The 25,463-nt window shown below is 63.9% G+C and carries 24 protein-coding genes; 15 read left to right on the top strand and 9 right to left on the bottom strand.

The features are described 5' to 3' along the window. Nucleotides 1–29: 29 nt before the first annotated feature. A complete protein-coding gene (gene pepN, locus CXZ10_RS12650; RefSeq protein WP_101289700.1) occupies nt 30–2,675 on the bottom strand; it encodes an aminopeptidase N in 2,646 nt (881 codons plus the stop codon). 436 nt (nt 2,676–3,111) lie between these two features. Here pepN and CXZ10_RS12655 point away from each other — a divergent pair, with 436 nt between their 5' ends. The 4 genes from CXZ10_RS12655 (at nt 3,112) to CXZ10_RS12670 (ending at nt 9,530) form a co-directional block, all read left to right on the top strand. After that, on the top strand, nt 3,112–5,340 hold the full coding sequence (locus tag CXZ10_RS12655) for an anthranilate synthase component I (protein ID WP_101289701.1): 2,229 nt from the start codon (nt 3,112–3,114) through the stop codon (nt 5,338–5,340). A gap of 854 nt (nt 5,341–6,194) precedes the next feature. Beyond that, on the top strand, nt 6,195–7,529 hold the full coding sequence (locus tag CXZ10_RS12660; RefSeq protein ID WP_101289702.1) for an NAD(P)-dependent oxidoreductase: 1,335 nt from the start codon (nt 6,195–6,197) through the stop codon (nt 7,527–7,529). 16 nt (nt 7,530–7,545) lie between these two features. Beyond that, complete coding sequence (preA, locus tag CXZ10_RS12665) at nt 7,546–8,853, top strand: NAD-dependent dihydropyrimidine dehydrogenase subunit PreA (RefSeq protein ID WP_101289703.1); 1,308 nt, start codon at nt 7,546–7,548, stop codon at nt 8,851–8,853. A gap of 122 nt (nt 8,854–8,975) precedes the next feature. Then, the gene (locus CXZ10_RS12670; RefSeq protein ID WP_101289704.1) at nt 8,976–9,530 is read left to right on the top strand and encodes a class I SAM-dependent methyltransferase; all 555 of its coding nucleotides are present in this window, start codon (nt 8,976–8,978) and stop codon (nt 9,528–9,530) included. A gap of 15 nt (nt 9,531–9,545) precedes the next feature. Here the strand turns inward: CXZ10_RS12670 and CXZ10_RS12675 are convergent, their stop codons facing one another. The 4 genes from CXZ10_RS12675 to CXZ10_RS12690 all read right to left on the bottom strand — a co-directional run bounded on the left by CXZ10_RS12675 (nt 9,546) and on the right by CXZ10_RS12690 (nt 11,486). After that, nucleotides 9,546–10,217 carry a TetR family transcriptional regulator C-terminal domain-containing protein gene (locus CXZ10_RS12675; protein ID WP_101289705.1) on the bottom strand — a complete coding sequence of 224 codons (672 nt, stop codon included), beginning with the start codon at nt 10,215–10,217 and terminating at the stop codon, nt 9,546–9,548. A gap of 101 nt (nt 10,218–10,318) precedes the next feature. Further along, nucleotides 10,319–10,633, bottom strand: a complete 315-nt coding sequence (locus CXZ10_RS12680; RefSeq protein ID WP_101289706.1) for a HigA family addiction module antitoxin — start codon at nt 10,631–10,633, stop codon at nt 10,319–10,321. Then, a complete protein-coding gene (locus CXZ10_RS12685) occupies nt 10,605–10,889 on the bottom strand; it encodes a type II toxin-antitoxin system RelE/ParE family toxin (RefSeq protein WP_101289707.1) in 285 nt (94 codons plus the stop codon). Before CXZ10_RS12685 ends, CXZ10_RS12680 begins: the two co-directional genes overlap by 29 nt. A 48-nt stretch (nt 10,890–10,937) precedes the next feature. Next, nucleotides 10,938–11,486, bottom strand: coding sequence for a cupin domain-containing protein (locus CXZ10_RS12690; protein ID WP_101289708.1), 549 nt, complete (start codon nt 11,484–11,486; stop codon nt 10,938–10,940). A gap of 188 nt (nt 11,487–11,674) precedes the next feature. On the opposite strand from CXZ10_RS12690, the gene aptA reads away from it, so the two are divergent. The 11 genes from aptA to CXZ10_RS12745 all read left to right on the top strand — a co-directional run bounded on the left by aptA (nt 11,675) and on the right by CXZ10_RS12745 (nt 21,693). Beyond that, nucleotides 11,675–12,994, top strand: a complete 1,320-nt coding sequence (gene aptA / locus CXZ10_RS12695) for an omega-aminotransferase AptA (RefSeq protein ID WP_101289709.1) — start codon at nt 11,675–11,677, stop codon at nt 12,992–12,994. A 141-nt stretch (nt 12,995–13,135) separates the two neighbouring features. Further along, complete coding sequence (locus tag CXZ10_RS12700; protein ID WP_101289710.1) at nt 13,136–13,516, top strand: VOC family protein; 381 nt, start codon at nt 13,136–13,138, stop codon at nt 13,514–13,516. A 167-nt stretch (nt 13,517–13,683) separates the two neighbouring features. After that, entirely contained in the window at nt 13,684–13,914 is a 231-nt protein-coding gene (locus CXZ10_RS12705; protein WP_101289711.1) for a hypothetical protein, read from the top strand. 256 nt (nt 13,915–14,170) lie between these two features. Beyond that, a complete protein-coding gene (locus tag CXZ10_RS12710; protein ID WP_101289712.1) occupies nt 14,171–15,421 on the top strand; it encodes a Zn-dependent hydrolase in 1,251 nt (416 codons plus the stop codon). Beyond that, nucleotides 15,421–15,909: a GNAT family N-acetyltransferase gene (locus CXZ10_RS12715; protein WP_180335975.1), complete on the top strand. Its 489-nt coding sequence runs from the start codon at nt 15,421–15,423 to the stop codon at nt 15,907–15,909. Before CXZ10_RS12710 ends, CXZ10_RS12715 begins: the two co-directional genes overlap by 1 nt. A 3-nt stretch (nt 15,910–15,912) precedes the next feature. Beyond that, nucleotides 15,913–17,367, top strand: a complete 1,455-nt coding sequence (gene hydA / locus CXZ10_RS12720; protein WP_101289714.1) for a dihydropyrimidinase — start codon at nt 15,913–15,915, stop codon at nt 17,365–17,367. A gap of 282 nt (nt 17,368–17,649) precedes the next feature. After that, a complete protein-coding gene (locus CXZ10_RS12725; protein ID WP_210199917.1) occupies nt 17,650–18,450 on the top strand; it encodes an ABC transporter ATP-binding protein in 801 nt (266 codons plus the stop codon). Then, complete coding sequence (locus CXZ10_RS12730) at nt 18,440–18,898, top strand: GNAT family N-acetyltransferase (RefSeq protein ID WP_101289716.1); 459 nt, start codon at nt 18,440–18,442, stop codon at nt 18,896–18,898. Before CXZ10_RS12725 ends, CXZ10_RS12730 begins: the two co-directional genes overlap by 11 nt. Beyond that, entirely contained in the window at nt 18,895–19,794 is a 900-nt protein-coding gene (locus tag CXZ10_RS12735; RefSeq protein WP_101289802.1) for an ABC transporter permease, read from the top strand. Before CXZ10_RS12730 ends, CXZ10_RS12735 begins: the two co-directional genes overlap by 4 nt. Then, entirely contained in the window at nt 19,794–20,663 is an 870-nt protein-coding gene (locus tag CXZ10_RS12740; RefSeq protein WP_101289717.1) for an ABC transporter permease, read from the top strand. Before CXZ10_RS12735 ends, CXZ10_RS12740 begins: the two co-directional genes overlap by 1 nt. Before the next feature lie 46 nt (nt 20,664–20,709). After that, entirely contained in the window at nt 20,710–21,693 is a 984-nt protein-coding gene (locus CXZ10_RS12745) for an ABC transporter substrate-binding protein (protein ID WP_101289718.1), read from the top strand. A 118-nt stretch (nt 21,694–21,811) separates the two neighbouring features. Here CXZ10_RS12745 and CXZ10_RS12750 read toward each other — a convergent pair whose 3' ends face one another. From CXZ10_RS12750 to CXZ10_RS12765, 4 genes are all read right to left on the bottom strand, one after another. Then, nucleotides 21,812–22,135, bottom strand: a complete 324-nt coding sequence (locus CXZ10_RS12750; RefSeq protein ID WP_101289719.1) for an ArsR/SmtB family transcription factor — start codon at nt 22,133–22,135, stop codon at nt 21,812–21,814. Nucleotides 22,136–22,624: 489 nt separating this feature from the next. Continuing rightward, nucleotides 22,625–23,140, bottom strand: a complete 516-nt coding sequence (locus CXZ10_RS12755) for a transglutaminase-like cysteine peptidase (RefSeq protein ID WP_180335976.1) — start codon at nt 23,138–23,140, stop codon at nt 22,625–22,627. 636 nt (nt 23,141–23,776) lie between these two features. Continuing rightward, a complete protein-coding gene (locus CXZ10_RS12760) occupies nt 23,777–24,394 on the bottom strand; it encodes a PilZ domain-containing protein (RefSeq protein ID WP_101289721.1) in 618 nt (205 codons plus the stop codon). A gap of 97 nt (nt 24,395–24,491) precedes the next feature. Beyond that, a complete protein-coding gene (locus CXZ10_RS12765; protein WP_101289722.1) occupies nt 24,492–25,157 on the bottom strand; it encodes a PAS domain-containing protein in 666 nt (221 codons plus the stop codon). Nucleotides 25,158–25,463 lie beyond the last annotated feature (306 nt).

Genomic DNA, 25,463 nt, shown 5'->3' on the forward strand with positions numbered 1-25,463 from the left:
AAGGAGGAAATGGTGGCGCATCCGGCCGGTCAGGCCAGCGTCCGCTCCAGGATGTCGGCGACGTCGCGCGACAGCTGCGGCTTGCCCTGGATCGATCGCAGCGCCGTCTCCGCCTGGGCCCGCCGCTTCGGTTCGTAGGACCGCCATGAGCGGAAGGTAACGAGCAGCCGGGCCGCCAGTTGCGGGTTGGCCGCATCGAGCCGAGAGATGATGTCGGCCACGAAGCCGAAGCCCTTGCCGTCGGCCCGACCGAACTGGGTGGGGTTCGATGTGGCGAAGGCACCGACCAGCGCCCTGACGCGGTTCGGGTTACCGAAGGAGAAAGCGGGATGCTGCGTCAGCGTCATGACCTTGTCGAGCGTGCCGGGAAGCGGTGCCGACGCCTGTGCCGACAGCCACTTGTCGACCACCAGCGGCACGTTGCCGAAGCGCTCGAAGAAGGCGGCCAGCGCAGCCTCGGCGCCCGCATCGCCGCGATGGACCAGGATGGTCAGCGCGGCCATGCGGTCGGTCATGTTGATGGCCGTCTCGAAGCGGCGACGCACCAGCGCCATTGCCTCGGCCGAACCGGTGATCGACAGGAGATCGAGGGCGGTGTTGGCAAGCGATCGCCTGCCGGAGCCAGCAGCATCCGGCACGTAGGGTTGGTCAGCGGCGGCATTGTCGGCCTCGACGATGGCCCGGAGCCGCGCCTCCAGCCGGCCGGCGATGGTGCGCCGATAGGCCAGGTGGGCGGTGGCCACCGCGTCGGGATCGACATTTTCGGCCACTTCGCGGGCGACGTCGTTCTCGCTGGGCACGGCAATGAGCAGCGCCTTGAAGGCAGCGTCGAGGGCAGGATCGTCTAGCAGCTTGCCGAGCGCATCGATCGGCGCCGTCTCGAAGCTGGGCGCCTGACCGGCCCGCACCTGCTGCGTCGCCTTGACCAGTGCGGTCATCGCCAGCGTCGTTCCGGCCTGCCAGCGGTTGAAGCTGTCGGCGTCGTTGGCGAGCAGGAAGATGAGATCGGCCGACGACAGCGACTGCCGCACCTTCACCGGCGCCGAGAAGCGACGGAACAGCGAGGGGACCGGCCGCGAGGGCAGGCCCTCGAAGGTGACGGTGTGCGATGGCGCGGTCAGGATCAGCGTGTCGCCATTCACCTCGGCGCCGGCGATGCCGGACGGCCGCATGTCCTTGCCATCCGGGCCGACGAGGCCGAAGCGCACGGGGATGACGCGCGGCTTCTTGGTCTGCTGGCCGGGCGTTGCCGGGGTTTCCTGCGTGAGCGTCAATGTGTAGCGCCGCGCCGCCTCGTCCCAGCTTTCGTCGATGGTGACGGTGGGCGTGCCGGCTTCGCGGTACCAGACCATGAAGGGTTCAAGGTCGCGGCCGGAGGCTTCGGCAAAGCAGGCGATGAACTGCTCGATGGTGGCGGCCTCGCCGTCATGGCGGGTGAAATAGAGGTCCATGCCGCGCGCAAACGCATCGTCGCCGATCAGCGTCTTCAGCATGCGGATCACCTCGGCGCCCTTCTCGTAAACGGTCGCCGTGTAGAAGTTATTGATTTCCTTGTACTGTTCCGGCCGTACAGGATGGGCGAGCGGGCCGCCGTCCTCGGGGAACTGCTGGCTCCTCAGGAGGCGCGCGTCGGAAATGCGCTTCACCGCCCGCGAGCGCATGTCGGAGGAGAACTCCTGATCGCGGAAGACGGTGAGACCTTCCTTGAGGCAAAGCTGGAACCAGTCGCGGCAGGTGATGCGGTCGCCGGTCCAGTTGTGGAAATACTCGTGGGCGATCACCGCCTCGATGCCGGCATAGTCGGCATCGGTGGCGATCTCCGGATCGGCCAGCACGTACTTGTCGTTGAAGACGTTGAGGCCCTTGTTCTCCATGGCCCCCATGTTGAAGTCGGAGACGGCCACCACGTTGAACACGTCGAGGTCATACTCGCGGCCGAACACCTCTTCGTCCCACTTCATCGACCGCTTGAGCGAGTCCATGGCATAGACGGCCTTCGGCGCGTTGCCCTTTTCGACGTAGATGGCGAGCTTCACCTTGCGGCCGCCCATCGTCGTGAACTCGTCTTCGAGGGCGTCGAGGTCGCCGGCCACCAGCGCGAAGAGATAGCTCGGCTTCGGCCAGGGATCGTGCCAGACGGCGAAATGGCGGCCGTCGCCGAGGTCGCCCGACGACACGGGATTGCCGTTGGACAGAAGGATCGGCGCCTCGATCTTCGGCGCGACGATCTTCACGGTGAACACCGAGAGCACGTCCGGCCGGTCATAATAATAGGTGATGCGGCGGAAGCCCTCCGCCTCGCACTGGGTGCACCACGTGCCGGACGAGCGATAGAGGCCCATCAGCTTGGTGTTGGCCGCCGGATCGAGGCGGGTGGTCATTTCTAGGCGGAAGCTGCCGGCGGGCGGCGCCTTGACGGTCAGCCGGTCGGCGCTCGCCTCATACTCGTCTTCGCGCAGCTCGCGACCGTCGACCGCGATGCGGACGAGCGTCAACTCGTCGCCGTTGAGAACGAGAGGTTCCCCGGCGGTGCCAGCGCGCGGCGAAAGGACAAGCGTTGCCGCGACCAGCGTCCTCTCCGGCGTCAGATCGAACTCGAGGTCGACCTTGTCGATGGCATAGGGTGTGGGCCGGTAGTCGGCGAGACGGATGACGGGGGCGGAATCCTGGGACACGGGCGCAACCTATTGTCAAAGCATGCGGCGCGAAGCGCCAAAATCGGGTGGTCCGGCGCGGCCGGCGATGCAAGGGTTGTAAGGTCGAACGGGGGAAATGCAAACTCCTCTTTGCGAATGTGTCGCGATGTAGGGCCGTTCTTGAAGCCGCGAGGCGGTTCGAGCGGAGATCGAAGCCTGGGGTCGGAAGCCCACCGGCATTTCAGGCCAAGAAAGCGGCGGCTTTACAACCGGGCGTGCTTCGCCTATGGGTGGGGCATGAACGGTTTTGTCGCACTGAACGCTTCGTGGTGGTGGCGCTTCTCTTGAAGAGAGCGGCCGACGCGGTGTGTCCAGACGGGACGAAATGAGCGAGGGCTGCTCCGGGAGACCGGGACGGCCCTTTTTGTTTAGGTGTCCGAGACGGTCTCTCCGAGTGGCGACAGGGGAGATTGCGATGGTCAAGAACAAAGCCGAGGCCGGTTCGTCCGGCAACAGAGAATCCTTCATCACCGCCGGCGGGGTGGAAGTGGCGCGTAGCGCCAGACCCGACCACTACAAGACGGCGATCTCAGGCTATTTCGACAAGCTCGATACGCGGCGCGGCGCCGTGCTGTCGTCCAACTACGAGTTTCCCGGCCGCTACTCGCGCTGGGACATCGCCTTTGTCGACCCGCCGGTGGCGATCACCGCCCGCGGCCGCAAGATGACCATCGAGGCCCTCAACGCGCGCGGCCGGATTCTTCTCCCCGCCTTCGCCGCCGCCGTGCGCGGCCCCGACCTCGTCTCTCTCACCGCCGACGACGCGCTGATTTCCCTCGAAGTGACCACTCCCAAGGATGGTTTTGCCGAAGAGGATCGCTCGCGCCAGCCCTCGGTATTCTCGGTTCTCCGCCGCATCATCGCAAAGTTTGCCACGCCCGAGGACGACAAGCTCGGCCTCTGGGGCTCCTTCGGCTATGACCTCGCCTTCCAGTTCGACAGCGTCGACTTCAAGCTGCCGCGCCCGAACGACCAGCGCGACCTCGTCCTCTACTTCCCCGACGAGATTGCCGTCGTCGACCATCACCGCGCCGCCGCGACGATCTATTCCTATGACTTCGTCGTCGAGGGACGGCTGACGGTCGGCCTGCCGCGCGACGGCGAGCACCAACCCTTCCGAGAAAGCGACCGCAATCCCGGCCGTGGCGACCACCAGCCGGGCGAATATGCCGCTTCGGTGGGCAAGGCGGTGGAGTACTTCCGGCGCGGCGACCTGTTCGAGGTGGTGCCGGGCCAGGTGTTCTACGAGAAGCCGTCGTCGCCGCCGTCGGCCATCGCCCGCCGCCTGCAGCAGATCAATCCGGCGCCCTTCGGCTTCATGTTCAACCTTGGCGCCAACGAGTATCTGATCGGCGCCAGCCCCGAGATGTTTGTGCGCGTCACCAATGGCAAGCGCGTCGAAACCTGCCCGATCTCCGGCACCATCCGGCGCGGTCGCAACGCCATCGAGGACGAGGAGCAGATCCGCATCCTGCTCAACTCCAAGAAGGACGAGGCCGAGCTCACCATGTGCTCGGACGTCGACCGCAACGACAAGAGCCGCATCTGCGAGCCGGGTTCGGTGCGCGTCATCGGCCGCCGCCAGATCGAGATGTACTCGCGCCTCATCCACACCGTCGATCACATCGAGGGGCGGCTGCGCGACGGCATGGACGGTCTCGATGCCTTCCTGAGCCATGCCTGGGCGGTGACCGTGACCGGTGCGCCGAAACTTTGGGCCATGCAGTTCATCGAGGACAACGAGAAGAGCTGCCGGGCCTGGTACGGCGGCGCCGTCGGCGCCTTCCTGATGAATGGCGACGTCAACACCGGCCTGACGCTCAGGACGATCCGCCTCAAGGACGGCATCGCCGAGGTGCGCGCCGGCGCGACGCTGCTCTATGATTCGGTGCCCGAAGATGAGGAGAAGGAGACCGAGCTCAAGGCCTCGGCGCTGATCACCGCCATTCGCGAGGCTGGCACCGCTCCGGTCGCCGCCGCTTCTGTGGCTCGTGAGGCGGTGGGTGCCGGCACGCGGATCGTGCTGGTCGACCACGAGGACAGCTTCGTCCATACGCTCGCCAACTACTTCCGCCAGACCGGCGCCGAGGTGAAGACGTTGCGCGCCTCCAAGGGGAAGGGCATCGACCCGGCCCTGATCGCCGCCGAACAGCCCGATCTTCTCGTCATGTCGCCGGGACCGGGAAGCCCGTCCGATTTCCAATGCGCGCGGACCATCGCGGCGGTGCGACAGCTTGGCCTGCCGGTTTTCGGCGTCTGCCTCGGCTTGCAGGCGATGGTCGAAGCGTTCGGCGGCAAGCTGGCGCAGCTCGACGTGCCCTATCACGGCAAGCCGTCGAAGATCGCGGTGTCCTCGAACTCGCTGCTGTTCTCGGGCCTGCCGTCCGAGATCGTGATCGGCCGCTATCACTCTCTTCATGCCGATCGCGATCATCTGCCTGAGGCGTTCCGGGTGACGGCGGAAACCGGTGATGGCGTGATCATGGCCATCGAACACCGGAGCGAACCCTTTGCCGCCGTGCAGTTTCATCCGGAATCGATCATGTCGCTGTCGGCGGATGCCGGCCATGTCATTGTCGAGAATGCTATCCAGGGTTTAGTTCGGTTTGGCGGGGCCGGCCGGCGGGAAGCGAAGCGGGGATAATCGCCGAGCGGCGGGTGGCCGGTTGAACATCCGATCGGACGTCCGCGATGCAACCAATGGTCCCGGCGGGAAAACGGCCCGCCGGGTATTTGCATCATTGCGCGTCTCACCACGGAAATAATACATCCAGAACGCGTCTATTTTTGAAATATTATATAATATCAATGGGCTGCAGAGGGGGTGCTCTAAGTGGGCCTGTTGGTTGAGCATTGTTGCAAGGATGTCGCACTTGAAGGAGGATTTGAATGTTTCTGTCCTGTTATCGGTGAAAACGGGGGCGCGACAGCTTTTGGCGCTGGAAGATTGCGAGCGACGCGCTATCATAAAAATTGCGACAACGTTGCTGGCTCAACTCGTCGCGGGGTTAGCAGCCCCTTTCCGCGGTTTCGCGGACTAGCGGTCCAAACAACTAGAGGGCGCAAGCCCTCTTTTTTTGTCTTGGTCCCGGATGCGCGCCAGTCGGTGGCTGCATTACACTATCCTTGGTCACCTGCAGGTTTGATCGTCCAACGGCTTCTGGCGTCGATTGACGGTGCCTTGATGCGCCGGGCCGGCCCATTTCAAGAACTGGTTTCCGCTTGGCGCTTAGCGAAAGGGCTCGATCCCGGCGTTTCTGCTCAAATTTGCGCCTTGACCCTTCGATTTTTTTACCGAAAGATCAAGGAAACAGAAGGGCGGAGAAAAACCGCCGGGGAATAGCGGACAAAACAATCTGAAAATCTGGTTCGAGCCGGCTTTCAGGGCTCGAAATCACGATTGGATCAAGGACATCGGATCTGCCAGGCCGGCTGAACCGATGAACGGGAGTGTTTTGTCTTCGTCGTTACTGTGCACCAGCCACGGGACCAACATCCATGCCGGATATTTCTGCGGGACGCCTCGCTGCGGCCGATTACGGTAAGAATTTCTCGGACGTTCATCCGCCGCTCACGGCGCATGAGGCGGTCGTTGAAAGCGACCGTTGCTATTTCTGCTTCGATGCGCCATGCACCATTGCTTGCCCGACCTCGATCGACATACCGCTGTTCATCCGGAAGATCGGCACCGGCAATGTCGAGGGCGCCGCCGAGACCATCTTCTCTGCCAACATTCTCGGTGGCATGTGCGCCCGCGTCTGTCCCACCGAGACGCTGTGCGAGGAGGCCTGCGTTCGCAACGCCGCCGAGGAGAAACCGGTCCGCATCGGTCTCCTCCAGCGCCATGCCACCGATCACTACCTCGAACGCCACTCCGCCTTCGGTCTCCGCGCGCCGGCCACAGGCCGCAAGGTGGCTGTCGTCGGCGCCGGCCCGGCGGGCCTCGCCTGTGCCCACGAACTGGCGCTGAAGGGCCATGACGTCACCATCTTCGAGGCACGCGGCAAGGCCGGCGGCCTCAATGAGTTCGGCATCGCCGCCTACAAGGCGACTGATGACTTTGCCCAGCGCGAGGTGGACTTCGTGCTTGGCATCGGCGGTATCACGGTCGAAGCCGGCAAGGCGCTCGGCCGCGACTTCACGCTGGCCGATCTCAAGGCAAGCCACGACGCCGTCTTCCTCGGCCTCGGCCTTCAGGCCGTCAATGCCCTTGGGGTCGAAGGCGAGGAAACGGCTGGTGTCGTCGACGCCGTGCGCTGGATCGAAGATCTTCGGCAGTCGCCCGACAAGTCGGGGATCGAGGTCGGCGCGCGTATCGTCGTCATCGGCGGCGGCATGACCGCAGTGGATGCCGCAATACAGGCAAAGAAGCTCGGCGCCGACGAGGTGACCATCGCCTACCGGCGCGGTCCGGCCGAAATGGGTGCCAGCCGCTACGAGCAGGAGCTCGCCCAGGTGAACGGCGTGCGCATCCTGCACTGGGTGGCGCCCAAGCGGATCGTGTCGGAAGGCAACGCGGTCGCCGCCGTTGATTTCGAGCGCACGGCTCTCGACGTGTCGGGTCGGCTGACCGGAACCGGTCGAAGCGTTCGCCTTCCGGCCGATCAGGTCATGAAGGCGATCGGCCAGACCTTCGTTTCCGGCCCGGTGGAGAGTGGCGAGACGGTCGCGCTCGACGGTGGCCGCATCGCGGTCGACGCGGAGCTGCGGACCTCGCTCGCCGGCGTCTGGGCCGGTGGTGACTGCATCCGTGGCGGTGAGGACCTCACCGTCCAGGCCGTCGACCACGGCAAGCGCGCCGCCCTTTCCATCCACGCCGCCCTTTCCGCCTGATCGAGGGAGATCCGACATGGCCGACCTCCGCACCAACTTCCTCGGCATCAAGTCGCCGAACCCCTTCTGGCTGGCGTCCGCCCCGCCCACCGACAAGAAGTACAATGTCGAGCGCGCCTATCGCGCCGGCTGGGGCGGCGTCGTCTGGAAGACGCTCGGCGAGGACCCCGCCGTCGTCAACGTCAACGGCCCGCGCTACGGCGCCATTCACGCCGGCGACCGGCGCCTTGCCGGTCTCAACAACATCGAGCTGATCACCGATCGCCCGCTGGAGCTGAACCTTCGCGAGATCGCCGAGGTGAAGAAGGCCTGGCCCGACCGGGCGCTGGTTGTCTCGCTGATGGTGCCCTGCGAGGAGCTGAACTGGAAGTCGATCATCGCCCGGGTCGAGGAAACCGGCGCCGACGGCCTCGAACTCAACTTCGGCTGCCCGCACGGCATGAGCGAGCGCGGCATGGGCTCGGCGGTGGGGCAGGTGCCCGAGTATATCGAAATGGTCGCCCGCTGGTGCAAGCAGGCGACGCGCATGCCGGTGATCGTCAAGCTGACGCCCAACATCACCGACATCCGCTATCCGGCCCGCGCCGCCAGAAAGGGTGGGGCAGATGCGGTGTCGCTCATCAATACCATCAACTCCATCGTCGCCGTGGATCTCGACAGCTTCGCCCCGGTGCCGACCATTGACGGCAAGGGCAGCCACGGCGGCTATTGCGGGCCGGCGGTGAAGCCGATCGCCCTCAACATGGTGGCCGAGATCGCCCGCGATCCCGAGACCATGGGCATGCCCATTTCGGGCATCGGCGGCATCGAGACCTGGCGCGACGCCGCCGAATATATCGCGCTCGGTTGCGGCACCGTGCAGGTCTGCACGGCGGTGATGACCTATGGTTTCAAGATCGTCGAGGAAATGATCGACGGCATGAAGAAGTACATGGACGGCCATGGCTTCGCCACCATCGAGGATTTCCGCGGCCTGGCGGTCAAGAACCTGTCCGACTGGAAATATCTCAACCTCAACTACATCGCCAAGGCCAAGATCAACCAGGACCTTTGCATCAAGTGCGGCCGCTGCCACATCGCCTGCGAGGACACCTCGCATCAGGCGATCACCCACATGGTCGACGGCATCAGGCATTTCGAGGTGAAGGACGAGGAGTGCGTCGGCTGCAATCTCTGCGTCAACGTCTGTCCGGTCGAGGATTGCATCACCATGGAAGCCATGGCGCCCGGGTCGGTCGACCCGCGCACCGGCAAGGTGGTGCCGGCTCAATATGCCAACTGGACGACCCACCCCAACAACCCCTCGGCCGTCGCGGCGGAGTAAGTTCGGATCGAACCTACGCAGTGTTCCGGAGCGCCAGCGGCATGGTCGAGCGCTGGCGCCGCCCCCATCTGATCAGCACCGGCAGGCGACCATCGCTTCGCCGCCGGTAGGGGGAGACAATAATGCCGCATCGCTGTCCTTGGTATCTTGGCTATGTCCTGATCAACCCGCTGCGCAAGCTGCTCCAGCATCCGGCGAAACTGCTGACGCCGCACGTCAGGCCGGGGTTCCGCGTTCTGGAGCCCGGGCCGGGCATGGGCTATTTCACGCTGGAACTGGCGCGCCTCGTCGGGCCGACCGGCAAGGTCCACGTGGTCGACATCGAGCCGCGCATGCTCTCGGCGCTGGGCCGCCGTGCCGAATCGAAGGGTCTGGAGAAGCGGATCGACATGCGCCTCGGGCGGGAGACCAGCCTTGGCGTCGGCGATCTTCCCGGCGAGATCGATTTCGTTCTCGCCTTCGCCGTGGTTCACGAGCTTGGCGATGCGGCAAACTTCTTCCGGGAGGCCGCCGCCGCCATGAAGTCCGGCGCGACACTGCTGCTTGCCGAGCCGGCCGGTCATGTCTCCGAAGCCCTGTTCGCGGAGGAATGCGCCGCCGCCAAGATCGCCGGCCTCGTTGCCGTCGATCGCCCGGACATCTGGCGCAGCCACGCCGCCGTCTTTGCAAAGCCGTAAAGAGGTCAAGACGGCTCAGTCGCGCGTCGGCAGGATGCCGCGCATCAGCACGCCGATCACCGTGTCGGAGGCGGCGCGGAAGGTAGTGGGGTCCTCGACCCCGCGACCCAGCACCGAACGGACCTGGGCGTCGAAGTCGGCATAATGCTGCGTCGTCGCCCAGATCATGAAGATCAGATGGACGGGATCGACATCGATGAGCTTGCCTTCCTCGATCCAGCGGCGAATGACCCCCGCCTTTTCTTCAACGATGGATTTGAGGTCGGTCTTGAGGACGCTGTCGAGATGCGGCGCGCCGAGCAACACTTCGCCGATGAACAGTCGGCTTTCATGTGGGAAGTCGCGCGACTGCTCGAGTTTCTGACGAATGTAACCGGTGAGCTCGCTCTCCGGGTCGCCGTCCTCGGTCATGTCTCCGAGGGGCGCAAGCCACATGTCGAGCGTGCGCGTCAGTACCGCCGTGTAGAGATCATGCTTGCGGCGAAAGTAATAGAGAAGGTTCGGCTTGGACATGCCGGCCCGCTCGGCGATCTGGTCGACGGTGGCACCGCGAAAGCCGTAGCGGGAAAACACCTCCAGCGCCGCATCGAGGATGCGCTCTTCGTTTTCCGCCTGAATGCGCGTCCGCTTCTTGGAGCCGCGCGCGCGGGCCAGATCCGGGCCGTCGGTCGCAGTTTCGTAACTCATGAAGCGAATGTCCACGCTATCTGAGCGTTCGGCAAGCCCGGATCAGCGGCAAAACGCCGGTTGCAGTGGAAGAATTTGTCCGGATGGTCAGAAGCTCGGCATCAGGCGGCCCGTGGTGTGATCCGGTGGAGATCGTCGCCAATCTCCCGACGTTTCTCCATCAGGTCGTAGTCTGCCTGAAGCCCAAGAAAAAAACCTTCCGACAAGCCAAAATAGCGGGCGAGGCGCAGGTCGGTGTCGGCGGTAATGGCCCGCTTGCCGAGAACAATCTCGTTGATGCGGCGGGGCGGCACAAGGATGGCGCGGGCAAGAGCGTTTTGGCTGATACCCATTGGAATCAGGAACTCTTCCAGGAGAATTTCGCCCGGCGTCGGGTTGTCGAGAAGATCAGCCATGATAGTCGACGATTGAGACATCGGATGGTCCTCCTTCAGTCCAGACGAAGCATATTCGCCACTGGTCGTTGATTCTGATCGAGTGCTGTCCGTAGCGGTCGCCTTTGAGAGCCTCAAGGCGATTACCCGGTGGAACACGAAGGTCGTCGAGCACTCTTGCCTGATTGAGCATGCGCAACTTGCGAAGCGCAACGGACTGTATATCCGGTGGCAGCCTGCGACTGCGGCGTCCTTCCCAGACAAGTTCTGTTTCCGCATCCGCGAAGTTCAGGATCATGATCAGTTTCTACGCATAACGCATAACGTTATGAGGGTCAATAGCCGCTCAGAAGCTCGGCGGCGTGCAGACCGAGATGACCTCGCAGACGTCGTCGCCGACGTTGCGGAAGCGGTGCGGTTCGTGGCTTTTGAAATAATAGGCCTCGCCGGGGCCGAGCACCTGACGCTTGTCGCCGACGATCACCTCAAGCTGTCCCTTCAGCACAATGCCGCCTTCCTCGCCCTCGTGGCGCAGGTGAATGCGGCCGGAGCTACCGCCCACCTCGTAGCGCTCGGAGAGGATTTGCAACGCCTTACCCGAGAGGTCGCGCCCCACCTGCCGATAGGACACGCCGCCACGGCCGATTTCCATCAGGTCTTCGGCCTTGAAGAAGATCTGCTCGGCGGCCGGCTCCTCCTCGGCGAAGAAGTCGGCCATCGGCACCGGCAGGGCGTCGAGGATGCGCTTCAAGGCGCCGACCGACGGGCTGATGGTATTGGATTCGATCTGGCTGACGGTGGCGTTCGAGATGCCGGCCCGCCGCGCCAGCTCGCGTTGCGACAGGCCGCGCGCCTCACGAAACCGCCTGAGCTTGCCGCCGAGATCGAGGGACATGGCATCCTCCGCTGTTAAGTTGTTTGCTTTACCGAACAGGTCGCCACAAACAGCCCGCTTTTGCAAGGAGATCGATCTGCCCAAGATAACTGCTTGTTCAGGAAACGCGCATGTCGTTATCTACGTGTCGATCCGGACCTGCTCGACCGCTATCCAAGCCTCGCCGTCCGCCTCGCTCGGAGATCTCCATGAACGTTCCCGTTCCCAACAACCTCGAAGCCTTCTGGATGCCGTTCACCGCCAACCGGCAGTTCAAGAAGGCGCCGCGCCTGCTCGCCTCGGCCTCCGGCATGTATTACACCACTGTCGACGGCCGAAAGCTGCTCGATGCAGCGGCCGGGCTCTGGTGCGTCAATGCCGGCCACGGCCGTCGGGAGATCGTCGAGGCGGTGGCCAATCAGGTTGGCGAACTCGACTACGCGCCGGCGTTCCAGATGGGCCATCCCAAGGCCTTCGAGCTGGCGGCACGGCTGACCTCGATGCTGCCGAAGCCGCTCGACCATGTGTTCTTCACCAACTCCGGGTCCGAGTCGGTGGAAACGGCGCTGAAGATTGCGCTCGCCTACCAGCGGGCGCGCGGCAAGGGCACCAAGACGCGGCTCATCGGCCGCGAGCGCGGCTATCACGGCGTCAACTTCGGCGGCATCTCGGTCGGCGGCATTCCCACCAACCGCAAGTTCTTCGGCTCGCTGCTCACCGGCGTCGATCACATGCGCCATACGCACGACCTTGAGCGCAACGCCTTCACGCGCGGCCAGCCGGAGTATGGCGCCGAGTTCGCCGACGAACTCGAGCGCATCATCTACCTGCACGATGCCTCCAACATCGCCGCCGTCATCGTCGAACCGATGTCCGGCTCAACCGGCGTGCTGGTGCCGCCCAAGGGTTATCTCGAACGCCTCCGGGAGATCTGCACCAAACACGACATTCTCCTGATCTTCGATGAAGTGATCACCGGCTTCGGCCGCCTCGGCGCCCCCTTCGCGGTTGATTACTTCGGCATCGTTCCGGACATGGTCGTCACGGCCAAGGGCATCACCAACGGCGTCATCCCCATGGGTGCCGTGCTCTGTTCCTCGGAAATCTACGATGCCTTCATGACCGGGCCGGAGCACGCCATCGAGCTGTTCCACGGCTATACCTATTCGGCCCATCCGGTCGCCTGTGCCGCCTCGATGGCGACGCTCGACATCTACGCCAAGGAAGGCTTGCTGACGCGCGGCCCCGAGCTTGCGCAGTATTTCGAGGACGCGTTGCATTCCCTGAAGGGCCTGCCGCACGTCATCGACATCCGCAACATCGGTCTCGTCGGTGCCATCGAGCTCAGGCCGATCGACGGCGAGCCGACCAAGCGCGCCTTCTCCGCCTTCCTGAGCGCCTATGAGAAGGGCGTGATGATGCGCACCACCGGCGATATCATCGCCCTGTCGCCGCCGTTGATCGTCACGAAGGAGCAGATCGACTTCTTGGTGTCGGTGATCGCCGACGTGCTGAAGGCGCTGCCCTAAGGGCAGGCCGAGTATTTCTCCAGCGACGCCGGTCGGGTCTCCCGACCGGCGTTTTTGTCATTCTGATCGATTAGTCTCATTGCGCACAACGAAGATCTGGTTCACGTTATGTTCTGTTTGGCGCAAGGAGAGGAGATTGCCATGACCAAGCACGGTAGTTTTTGCTGGAATGAGTTGATGACCCCCGACGTCGCCGCCGCCAAGGCCTTCTACGGCGCCGCCCTCGGCTGGACGTTCACCGAGGAGGACATGGGCGAGAACGGCCTTTACACGCTGGCCTATGTGAAGGGGCAGGAAGGCCCGGTAGCCGGCATTTTCGAGTGGCCCGAAAGCCAGCCCGGCTCGCGCGACTGGTTCGCCTATGTCGCCGTAGACGATATCGACGCGGCGGTCGGCAAGGTGGAGCCGGCCGGCGGCAAGGTGATGCGCGGCCCGTGGGCCATCCCCGGCGTCGGCAAGATCGCCATCGTGCTCGATGCGGCCGGTAGCGCCATCGGCTACCTGGAAGCCGAACCCATGTGATTTGACCAATCTCGGCCGGGTTCGACAGCCGAACTCGCGCTTATTGAGAAAGCCGGCGGTCGCGACAACGTGATGCCGACCGCCGACTTTCCCCTGGAGTTGCCACCTTTTTGCCGGACGCTGGGACGACCTTGCGACAACCGAGACGAAACGCGACGAGGTGAGCCATGACGCCGGCCGTTGCCGTGACCATGCTGGTAGCCGCCTTCTGCGGGCTGGCGCGGCGCTTTGTCGCTTCCCTTGTAGGAGTGTTCTTGCTGGCAATGGTCGGCATTGCCCACGTGCTGGCACGGCAACCTGCATCGGCTCACCATATTCTTCTGCACGGCTTCCATCTCCTTCTGATCTTCAACGTCACCTACGCCGCCTTTGCGCTCCTGTCGGCGTTGGTGCTTTGAGCTTGGGCGGAAATGGTCTTGCTTGCGTCAATGGCCGCGCTGCCAAACGCGGCATCTTCGGGCGTTTCGCCGAAAACTGAGGCTTTTGCCTAGTTTGTTGCCCAAAAATCGCCCTTGACCAATTCCGGGGCAAATCCGACACTGCCTTTATCAATTGGTAAAAGTTTCGCCGATCCGCTGCCTTGAGGGGCGGTTGGATGGCCGGGGATGCCGGGGGCGGCTCAATCGGCTTCGCTCCCGCGATCAGGGGAACAAGATGACGACGCCGACCGACAACATGCGGGTCAACGGGGCGCGGCTGTGGGACAGCCTGGAGGACATGGCCAAGATCGGTCCGGGCGTCAGGGGAGGCTGCAACAGGCAGACGCTGACCGACGCCGATGCCGAGGGCAGGGCGCTGTTCAAGGCCTGGGGCGAAGCCGCCGGCATGACGCTGGGCATCGACAAGATCGGCACCATGTTCCTGACTCGACCGGGCACCGATCCAGACGCCTTGCCGGTCTACGTCGGCAGCCATCTCGACACCCAGCCGACCGGCGGCCGGTATGACGGCGTGCTCGGCGTGCTCGGCGCGCTCGAAGTGGTCCGCTCGCTCAACGACCTCGGCGTCAAGACCAAGCATCCCATCGTCGTCGTCAACTGGACCAACGAGGAGGGCGGCCGGTTCGCGCCGGCCATGCTGGCCTCGGGCGTTTTCGCCGGCGTTCACAGCCTCGACTACGCCTATTCTCGCAAGGATCTCGACGGCAAGGTGTTCGGTGACGAGCTGAAGCGCATCGGCTGGCTCGGCGAGGAAGAGGTGGGCGCGCGCAAGATGCACGCCTATTTCGAGTATCACATCGAGCAAGGGCCCATTCTGGAGGCCGAGAACAAGCAGATCGGCGTCGTCACCCACTGCCAGGGGCTCTGGTGGCTGGAGTTCACGCTGACCGGCAAGGAGGCGCATACCGGCTCGACGCCGATGAACATGCGCGTCAACGCCGGCCTCGCCATGGCCCGCATCTTCGAGCTGGTGCAGAAGGTGGCGATGGACAGCCAGCCCAACGCGGTCGGTGGCGTCGGCCAGGTGAAGTTCTCGCCCAACTCGCGCAACGTGCTGCCGGGCACGGTGGTCTTCACCGTCGACATCCGGTCGCCCGAGCAGGAGAAGCTCGACCGCATGCGGGCGCTGATCGAAGCCGAGGCGCCGAAACTCTGCGATCCCCTGGGCGTCAAATGCTCGGTGGAGGTGGTCGGCCATTTCGACCCCGTCACCTTCGATCCTACCCTGGTCTCCCGTGTCCGTTCGGTCACCGAAAAGCTCGGCTACAGCCACATGAACATCATATCCGGCGCCGGCCATGACGCCTGCTGGGCGGCCAAGGTGGCTCCGGCGACCATGATCATGTGCCCCTGCGTCGACGGCCTGTCCCATAACGAGGACGAGAAGATCACCCCGGAATGGGCGGCGGCCGGTGCCGACGTGCTGCTGCATGCCGTGTTGGAAACCGCGGAGATCGTCGCCTGATGACGGAAGCGCTCCATGTCATAGCCGAGGAGGCGCCAGATCGGGCCGACGTCATCGCGCTGATCGAGGCCTCCGATGCCTATTCGCTGGAGCGCTACCCGCCGGAAGGACATTTCGGCACCGACATCGCAGGGCTGAAGTCGCCTGACGTCACCTTTCTCGTGGCCCGGCGCGGCGGGGCGGCCGAAGGTTGCGGCGCGGTGAAATGGTTTGCTGACGGCACGGCCGAGCTGAAACGCATTTTCGTGTCCGATGCGGCCCGTGGCCTGGGGCTCGGCCGCCGCATCATGGCCCGCCTCGAGACGCTCGCCGCCGAGCGCGGCGTGACGACGCTGTATCTGGAGACCGGCCCGCTCAACACCGAGGCTGTGACGATGTATCGTCGGCTCGGTTACGCCGAATGCGGCCCCTTCGCCGATTACGCGGCGAACCCCTATAGTCTGTTCATGACAAGAAAGCTGACGGACGAACCGTCCAACGAGGGTTGAACCATGTCGAAGGTCATCAAGGGTGGAACCATCGTCACCGCCGATCTGACGTATGAAGCCGACGTCCTGATCGAAGGCGAGCGCATCGTCGCCATCGGGCCCGATCTCAAGGGCGACGAGGTGCTGGACGCCACGGGCTGCTACATCATGCCGGGCGGCATCGACCCCCACACCCACCTCGAAATGCCCTTCATGGGCACCTACTCGGCCGACGATTTCGACAGCGGCACCCGCGCGGGCCTCGCCGGCGGCACGACCATGGTGGTGGACTTTATCACCCCGCGCCCGGACGAGTCGATGCTGAGCGCGTTGCAGAGCTGGCACAACCGGGCGAGCCGCGCCAACAGCGACTATTCCTTCCACATGTGCGTGACGGCCTGGAACAAGCAGGTCTTCGACGAGATGAAGGTGGTGGTCGAGGAGAAGGGTATCAACTCCTTCAAGCACTTCATGGCCTACAAGGGCTCGCTGATGGTGGATGACGACGAGATGTTCTCGTCCTTCCAGCGGCTCGCCGAACTCGGCGCCCTGCCGATGGTGCATGCCGAGAACGGCGATGTCGTCGCCCAGATGCAGGCCAAGCTCTACGCCGAGGGCAACACCGGCCCCGAGGCGCACGCCTATTCGCGTCCTCCGGAAGTCGAGGGCGAGGCGACCAACCGCGCCATCATGCTGGCCGATATGGCCGGCGCGCCGCTCTATGTCGTTCATACCTCCTGCGAGCAGGCGCATGAGGCGATCCGCCGCGCCCGCCAGAAGGGCATGCGCGTCTACGGCGAGCCGCTGATCCAGCACCTGCTGCTCGACGAGAGCGAGTATGCCAATCCCGACTGGGATCATTCGGCCGCCCGTGTGATGAGCCCGCCGTTCCGCAACAAGCTGCATCAGGACAGCCTGTGGGCCGGTCTCGCCGCCGGATCGTTGAGCTGCGTCGCCACCGATCACTGCACCTTCACCATTGCCCAGAAACGCAACGGTCTCGGCGACTTCCGCAAGATCCCCAACGGCACCGGCGGCCTCGAGGACCGCATGCCGCTGCTTTGGACCTACGGCGTGCGCACCGGCCGCCTGACCATGAACGAGTTCGTGGCGGTGACCTCCACGAACAGCGCCAAGATCCTCAACATGTACCCGAAGAAGGGTGCCGTGCTTGTCGGCGCCGACGCCGACCTCGTGGTCTGGGATCCCAAGCGCACCAAGGTCATCTCGCCGAAGACCCAGCAGTCGGTGATCGAATACAACGTCTTCGACGGCTACGAGGTGACCGGCCTGCCGCGCTTCACCCTGTCGCGCGGCAAGGTGGTGGTCGAAGAGGCCACGATGAAGACCGAGGAAGGCCACGGCAAGTTCGTGCCGCGCAAGCCGTTCACGGCGGTGGCCAAGGCGCTCAGCCAGTGGAAGGACATCGTGGCGCCACGACGTGTCGAGCGCGCCGGTATTCCGGTGACTGGGATTTAAAAAAGCGGCCCGGTCGGCCCGCTTCTTGCTTTGTTTTCGGCCGGGTTTCGGCCGATCCGGTGAGAGGGGCGGCGTTTCGGTCGGGTGAGGTTAGCGTAACTGGCCGTGCCGTTCCCTCAAGCGGGGCGGCGGACAAGGTGGTCGCCTCAGGGCGGCCGGCCATGCGAGCGGCTGTGTCTTCATTCTGCGTTGGGGCGAAGTCGATCGAGCTGCAGGGACTTCGCTTCGGTTTTCTTTCTTACGCATCCGCTTTTCCCGAAAAGTCTGCAACTTTTCGGCCGGATGCTCGGGGTGCCGGCAAGTATGGATGTCATCGACATAGAGGCGCTATCCCTGACCTTCGAGACCGGCGACGGGCCGGTGCAGGCGCTCTCGGGCATCGACCTCAAGATCGCCAAGGGCGACTTCGTTTCCTTCATCGGGCCCTCGGGCTGCGGCAAGACGACGCTGCTCCGCGTCATCGCCGACCTTGAGCAACCGACCGGCGGCTCGATCTCCGTCAATGGCACCACGCCGGAACTCGCCCGCCTCGATCGCGCCTATGGCTATGTCTTCCAGGCGCCGGCCCTCTATCCCTGGCGCACCATCGCCCGAAACGTGGCGCTGCCGCTGGAGATCATGGGCCTGACCCGAGCCCAGCAGGAGGAGCGCATCGCGCGTAACCTCGCGCTGGTCAACCTCACCGGCTTCGAGAAGAAATATCCCTGGCAACTATCGGGCGGCATGCAGCAGCGCGCCTCCATTGCCCGCGCCCTCGCGGTCGAACCCGACCTTCTCCTGATGGACGAACCCTTCGGCGCCCTCGACGAAATCGTCCGCGACCATCTCAACGAGCAGCTTCTTCAGCTCTGGGCCAAGACGAAAAAGACGGTGGTCTTCGTCACCCATTCCATCCCCGAGGCGGTTTATCTCTCCACCAAGATCGTGGTGATGAGCCCGCGCCCCGGCCGCATTCACGACATCGTCGAAAGCGATCTGCCGCGCGGTCCCCGTCCGCTCGATATCCGCGAGACGCCGGAGTTCCTGAAGCTCGCCCAACGCGTACGCGACGGTCTCAGAGCAGGGCACAGCTATGACGACTGAAGTCATCCTGCGCCCGGCGCTTCCGTCCGAGATGGCGGAGTGCGCGGGCATCCACAGCGCCTGGATCGACGATACGCCCTGGATCCCGCGCGTTCATCCCCTGTCGGACATGGAGCGCTATTACCGGGAGAGCGTGTTCGGCACGGCGGAGGTGATCGTCGCCGAGGCCGGCGGAAAGGCTGACAGATTCCTGGCCCTTTTACCCGATGGCTTCGTCAGCGCGCTCTATCTCCGCAGCACCGCGCGCGGGCAGGGCATCGGCAGTCTCCTGATCGACGCGGCGAAGGAGCGCTTTCCGACCGGCCTGTCGCTCTGGACCTTCGAGGCCAACACGGATGCGCGGCGGTTCTACGGGCGCCATGGCTTCGTCGAGGATCGCCGCACCGACGGCGACAACGAGGAAGGGTTGCCTGACGTGCTGCTGCAGTGGCCGGGGAGGGCGGCATGACCAAGCCCACCTTCTTCCGCCATAGCGTCGTGCCGGTGCTGACGGTCATCGCCGCCATCATCGCCCTGTGGTATGTCGCGGCCCTCTTCATGAACCATTCCATGGTGGTGGCCGACGCGCAACTGAAGGGCCTCGCCTTCACCCCGTCGGCAACCTGGTATCGGTCCTGGGCGCTCGACAAGCCGCTGTTGCCGGCACCGCATCAGGTGGTTGCCGAGTTGTGGCGGAGCACCGCCGGCCTGTCGGTCACCTCCAAGCGCAGCCTCGTCTACCACGGCTGGGTGACGCTGTCGGCGACCCTCCTGGGCTTCCTGCTCGGCACGCTGCTCGGCATTTTCCTGGCCATCGGCATCGTCCACCAAAAGGTGATGGACAAGTCGCTGATGCCCTGGATCATCGCCAGCCAGACGGTGCCCATCCTCGCGGTGGCGCCGATGCTGATCGTCGTGCTCAACGCCATCGGCATCTCCGGCCTGCTGCCCAAGGCCTTGATCTCCACCTATCTCTCCTTCTTCCCGGTGGTGGTCGGCATGGTGAAGGGGCTGCGTTCGCCGGAAGCCATCCACCTCGACCTGATGCGCACCTACAATGCCGACGACTTCCAGGTGTTCACCAAGCTGCGCTGGCCGGCCTCGGTGCCCTTCCTGTTCGCCTCGCTGAAGGTCGGCATCGCCATTTCCCTGATCGGCGCCATCGTCGGCGAGTTGCCGACCGGCGCGGTGGCCGGCCTCGGGGCACGCCTCCTGTCCGGCTCCTATTACGGCCAGACCATCCAGATCTGGGCGGCGCTGTTCGCTGCGGCCTTTCTGGCCGGCATGCTCGTGCTGGTCGTCGGCTGGTCGGAGCGTATCGTCATGCGCCTGATGGGCGCCCGCCCCGAGAGGAGGGCCGCCTGATGCTCGCTCTCCTCTTGACCGCCATCATCGGCGTCGCGCTCGGCATTTCCTGGCTCTGTGTCTACCTTGTCCACCTCGGAGAAACGGTGCCGGCGTCGCGCCGCGCCGTCGATCTCGCCGTGCCGCTTCTGTTCGGCGTCATGCTCATTGCCGAGTGGGAGCTGGTGACCCGCGGCTTCGGGGTTCCGGAAATCCTGTTGCCGGCGCCTACGGTCATTCTCGCTGCGGCCGTGAACGCGCTACCGACCCTCTGGGAGGACGTGGTCCAGACCTTCGTCAAGTCGGTGCTGTCGGGCTATGTCATCGGATGCGGCCTGGGCTTTCTGGCCGCACTCCTCATCAACCGCTCCGACTTTCTGAAACGCGGCCTGTTGCCGCTCGGCAACTTCGTATCGGCGCTGCCCATCGTCGGCGTCGCGCCGATCGCCGTCATGTGGTTCGGCTTCGACTGGCAGTCCAAGGCGGCGGTCATCGTGCTGATGACCTTCTTCCCCATGCTGGTGAACACCGAAGCTGGCCTCGCCGCCGCCGGCCACATGGAGCGGGACCTGATGCGCACCTACGCCGCCACCTGGGGCGACGAGATGCGCCGCCTGCGCCTGCCGGCCGCCTGGCCCTTCGTGTTCAACGCGTTGAAGATCAACTCCACGCTGGCGCTGATCGGCGCCATCGTCGCCGAGTTCTTCGGCGCGCCGACCTATGGCGTCGGCTTCCGCATCTCCACCGAAATGGGCCGCATGAACACCGCCATGGTCTGGGCGGAGATCGGCGTCGCGGCCATTCTCGGCTCGGTCTTCTACGGCGTCATCGCGCTGATCGAGCGGCGCGTGACCTTCTGGCATCCATCCGTCCGCAAAGGGCGGAGGTGAACCCGGCGACGGTCTTCGCCGCCGGCAATCAAAAAAGGGGAACGACATGACCAACACCGTGACCAAGCTGGCGCTGGCCGGCGCCGTGGCCCTGACGGCCTTCGGGGCCGAAGCCGCCGACAAGCTGACGCTGCAACTGAAATGGGTGACGCAGGCCCAGTTCGCCGGCTATTTCGTCGCCAAGGACAAGGGCTATTACGAGGCCGAGGGGCTTGAGGTCGAGATCAAGCCCGGCGGCCCCAATATCGCTCCCGAGCAGATCATCGCCGGCGGCGGCGCCGACGTGATCGTCGACTGGATGGGCGCCGCGCTCGCCGCTCGCGAAAAGGGCGTGCCGCTCGTCAACATCGCCCAGCCCTACAAGAACGCCGGCCTGGAGATCATCTGCCCCGCCGACAGCCCGATCAAGAAGGTGGAGGACTTCAAGGGTCACACCATCGGCGTCTGGTTCTACGGCAACGAGGTGCCCTTCTTCGCGCTGATGAACAAATACGGCCTGAAGACCGAAGGCGGCGCCGACGGCGTCAAGGTGCTGCAGCAGAGCTTCGACGTGCAGCCGCTCATCCAGAAGCAGGCCGACTGCATTCACGTCATGACCTACAACGAACTCGGTCAGGCCTATGACGCCGGCTACACGCCTGAGAAGCTGACCGTTTTCTCCTATACCGAGATGGGCGACAACCTGCTTGAGGACGGTCTCTACGTGCTGGAGCCGAGCCTCAAGGATACCGCCTTCAAAGACAAGCTGATCCGCTTCGTCCGCGCCTCGATGAAGGGCTGGTCCTATGCCAAGGACAATCCCGAGGAAGCCGCCGACATCGTTCTCGACAACGACACCACCGGTGCTCAGACCAAGGAACACCAGCTCTACATGATCAAGGAGGTCGCCAAGCTCCTGGGGGACTCGACCGGCGTCCTCGACGAAGCGGCCTATGCCCGCACCGAGAAGGCCGTGCTCGACCAGAAGATCATCACCAAGAAGCCGGAGGGCGCCTGGACGCACGAGATCACCGACGCCGCCCTGAAGTGACGGTGACGGGCCTCCATCAGGACGCATGAAGAGAGCCGCGTGGGAAACATCTCGCGCGGCTCATTCTATGGAGGTCATGGAAAGGCGGGGGCCTGGCGGCACATGCCGTCGGCCGGGATCACACGAGAAGGCGGTTGAGGCCGGCCAGAAAATCGCCGATGCGCTGGCGATGGGCGCAGTAATAGATGGTCCGTCCCTCGCGACGGGTCACGACGAGGCCGTCTGATCTCAAGCGGGCCAGCTGTTGTGATACCGCAGGTTGCGGAAGGTCCAGCTTCCGTTCAAGCTCGCCGACCGAGCATTCCTTGCGCGAGAGATGCACCAGAATGGCAAGGCGCTGTTCGTGCGACAACGCCCGAACGGTGCGGCAGAGATCGTGGATCACCAACGGAACAGCCGCCCTTCCGTCGTCAACTGAATCGTTCTGACTTGTATTGTGCATGGCTCAGTTCACCTCGACGCGAGAGGTGCCTTCCCTGACAATAAATCGTCAACCGTAAGGAAACACAAGGCGAGTCAGATCCGTTCAGCCGGCTACGGGCGGGTAGTCCGATTGCGCTTGGTAATTTTAGCGAGCAAAAATAACGAAGTGAAATAAAACCTAGGATATGGTGAACAAAATATCAATTGAAGAACTTTCAGGGCGCATTTCAGAAACGGTGATTTTGCGGGAAATTTCAGACGCCTAGCTAACCGGCTCAAGCGGCAGCAACCGGCCGATGCGGAAAACATCCTGTCGGTGGCAAGGATGCCCTTAAACTGGAAGTTGTTAAGGATCTCGTAAATTTTCTTGAGGAAATCGTGGCGCTCGACTGATGTGGGCGCGTCAGGCATCCCTTCGGCCATCTTGGATCAGGCCGGTCGGCGGGAATCGAAAAGCCGCCTTGCCCCGGTCGGGCATGACGGCCTTTTGAACAACGTTGGGAACCGATTACTTCAGCGAGCCGACCAGCGAGGCGCGTGCGTCTTCGATGAGATCCCAGGTGTTGGGGTCGCGCGTCGATTGGCGCTTGAGATAGGTGTAGGACGTGTCCGCCCAAACCAGAATCCTGTCGGTCTTGTTATCGAGCACGACGTCGCCCCGGTTCGTGCGGGCGGTCAGGACAGCGTGTCCCGAACCTGTTTCGTCGCGCACCACCGTGATCAGCAGGGCGCTTTCCGGCCAGCCCGAGCGCATCAGCTCCCGACGCTTCTCGAGGACATAATCCTCGCAGTCGCCGGCGAGCTTGGGATAGTCCCAGCGTTCCAGAACGCCGTAGATCTCCATGTCGGTGGCCGGCAAGACGGCCGTGTTGACGGCCGTGTTGATCTGGTTGAGCTGGTTCCACACCGCCTGGGTGAGGGTGACGACCTGATCGACATCCTTTTCGGCGCGGCAGTCGGCGGGATAGGCCGCGCAGAACTGCACATAGCCGATCGGCGGAGCCGCGACGCCGTGGATGCTCATCAGCTTCTCCGCAGCCATGGCAGTATTGGCCGCAAGCAGAGCCAAAGCTAATGGAGCTATTGTCTTTAGCGTCGCGATCTTTTTCATCGTCGTGACGTCTCCCTGTTGTTGTCAGGAGAATGGCACATTTGTTTTTCGGTCGCGTGAAATGAGGGAATCAAAACGAAGGTATTCAGGAAATGATCTGTTTACGAAAATTATCGGAGTGTTTTAGGTTTTATTTATACTAATCGGATGGGCCATATTTACTTCCTGTCCACCATGGAACGGGCCTGTCGGCCCAGCATTAACGCCTCATGAGGCGAAGGGTTGCCCCGACCGGCCCGGACTCCTGGACTTGTCCGACTTCGGCACGCCTCATTGCGGACGCTGCATTAACCCTGCCAGGCGGGGTGTCCGCCGTTGGCACAGGTTCCGTGGTTTCAGGGCTGGGAAGGGAGTGCCATGGTCGGCGGCGATCGGCGCGCGCATGGGCCAGCATCGGCCCGGGTCGGAAAGCGGCCGGACGGTGCAAACATCAAGGCGTGGTTATCGAAGTGAAAACGCCGGAAAGCGGCAATGTCGCGGCTTTCCTCGGATGGCCCGAGGGTCCCGGGCAGCCGCAATCACGCTGGGTCGGCCTGAACGGCACGAACGCTAGAGATTGTTTTTCAGCATGTCCTCGGACTGCAGCATCGCAAATTCCACGGCGATGCCGTCGCCGAAATGACGGACCACGCGGGCCCGCATGCGCCCGAGGGTGATCGACGTGCCGAGCGGCGGCTTGACGCTGGTGGCGACCGCTGCACCGGAGAGGGACACGTCGATGATCTTGCAGCGGCTTTCCTGGCCGTCTGGCAGGACGAGGTTCGAGAACGGACGCTGCGGCGTGATGCGCTCGTGACGCCGATCCTCGGGCAGGTTGAGAGTGTCGCGGTTGGCGAGCCAGGTGAGCTGGGCGGCGAGCTTCTCGCGCTTGCCGGCGGTGGCGTTCACCGTCATGGCAAAGCCACCCTCGAACAGCCGGGTGATCTGCCCCTCGATGCGGCCGACATGGTCGATATAGGCAACGACCCGCTCGCCGACGACGCCGGACACCGGCGTGATCAGCGCCGCGCCCCCCGGCGACATGTCCTGAACTTGGCAGGGATACTCATTGCGGTTGGGCAGCATGAAACGGCCCAGCACGTCGATTTTCACGCGCTGAAACCGCCGACGTTCCGGCTTGGGAAATTTGCTCGCACGAGGAGGCGTCGGAGCCGCGAGGGTTGCCATGCCGCATTCCACTGGTCGGCCAAACGCGGCCGCTCAGCGTGCAACGCTACGCACCCAACCTTAAAATTGAGTTTAGTGAGGCTCCGTACAACCGTTTTCAGTCGGCCCGGCCGCCTTCGATCACCCGAAAATGGCGGAAGGTCCGCCCCGGCAGCATGTGGGGCGCGGGCCGGCGGCGGTCCATGCTGAGCGGCGGTGGCTCGTGGCGCACCGGCGCACGGGCATGCGTGCCGTCGACCTTTTCGCTGTTGAGCAGGAAGGCCGGCTTTTCATCCGGCCAGATCAGCCTGAGGCTCTGCAGCGGCTGGCGAACCACCGGATAGAGCCCGAGCCAGTAAGGCTGATCCATCGGCGCGAAACAGCCGAGAATGCGGGTGTGATTCGTCCCCTGATGCCGGAGCGGCAGGAACATGACCTCGACCGGCATGATCTGGCCGCGGTCATTGGTGGCGTTGAGGCCGAACACGGCGGCGGCCCCGTCTTCCACCACAGCCGCTAGCAGGCAGGCAATCGATTCCCGGTCTTTGCCAGACCAGAAGTCGAGCACGTTCCGGCCCTTCAGCTCGCGGCCATAGGCGGCGCAGATGCGGGTGCCGGCGAGGCGAAAGGAATAGGTCTGGCGGTCGAGGGCTTCGAGAATGAAGGTGTCGCCCAGGATGCCACGGATGGCTGCCGGGTCCACTTCGTTGCGCTCCGGCGCCGCCCGCTGGCCGCGCAGGTTCGTCCAATAATCATAAAGAGAACGCGCGACGACGCTTTTCATCGAAATCCCCGCAAGACCAGACCGACACCGGCTCAAACTGCCGGTGTTGGACGAAGCGCCATGCCATTTCGGCACACGGGCACCCCGTCCTAAACCAACCTGATGCTTCCTGAGCAGGCCTCGTGCCAGGAGAGGCCCGTTGTCCCCAATGTTCTGACGGGAACGGGGATCGGCAGTTGAAAAATGACCGGCGAGTAGGGTGTCCACTCCTCGACTTCTGCGTGAAAACCGGCAGCGACCCGGACAGAACCTCGCGGAAGGTCGATTGGTTACCGGGCGTCCGATCTTTCGCCGCAGTCTTGGTTT

The sequence above is a fragment of the Pleomorphomonas diazotrophica genome, assembly GCF_002844595.1.
Taxonomy (GTDB): Bacteria; Pseudomonadota; Alphaproteobacteria; order Rhizobiales; family Pleomorphomonadaceae; genus Pleomorphomonas; species Pleomorphomonas diazotrophica.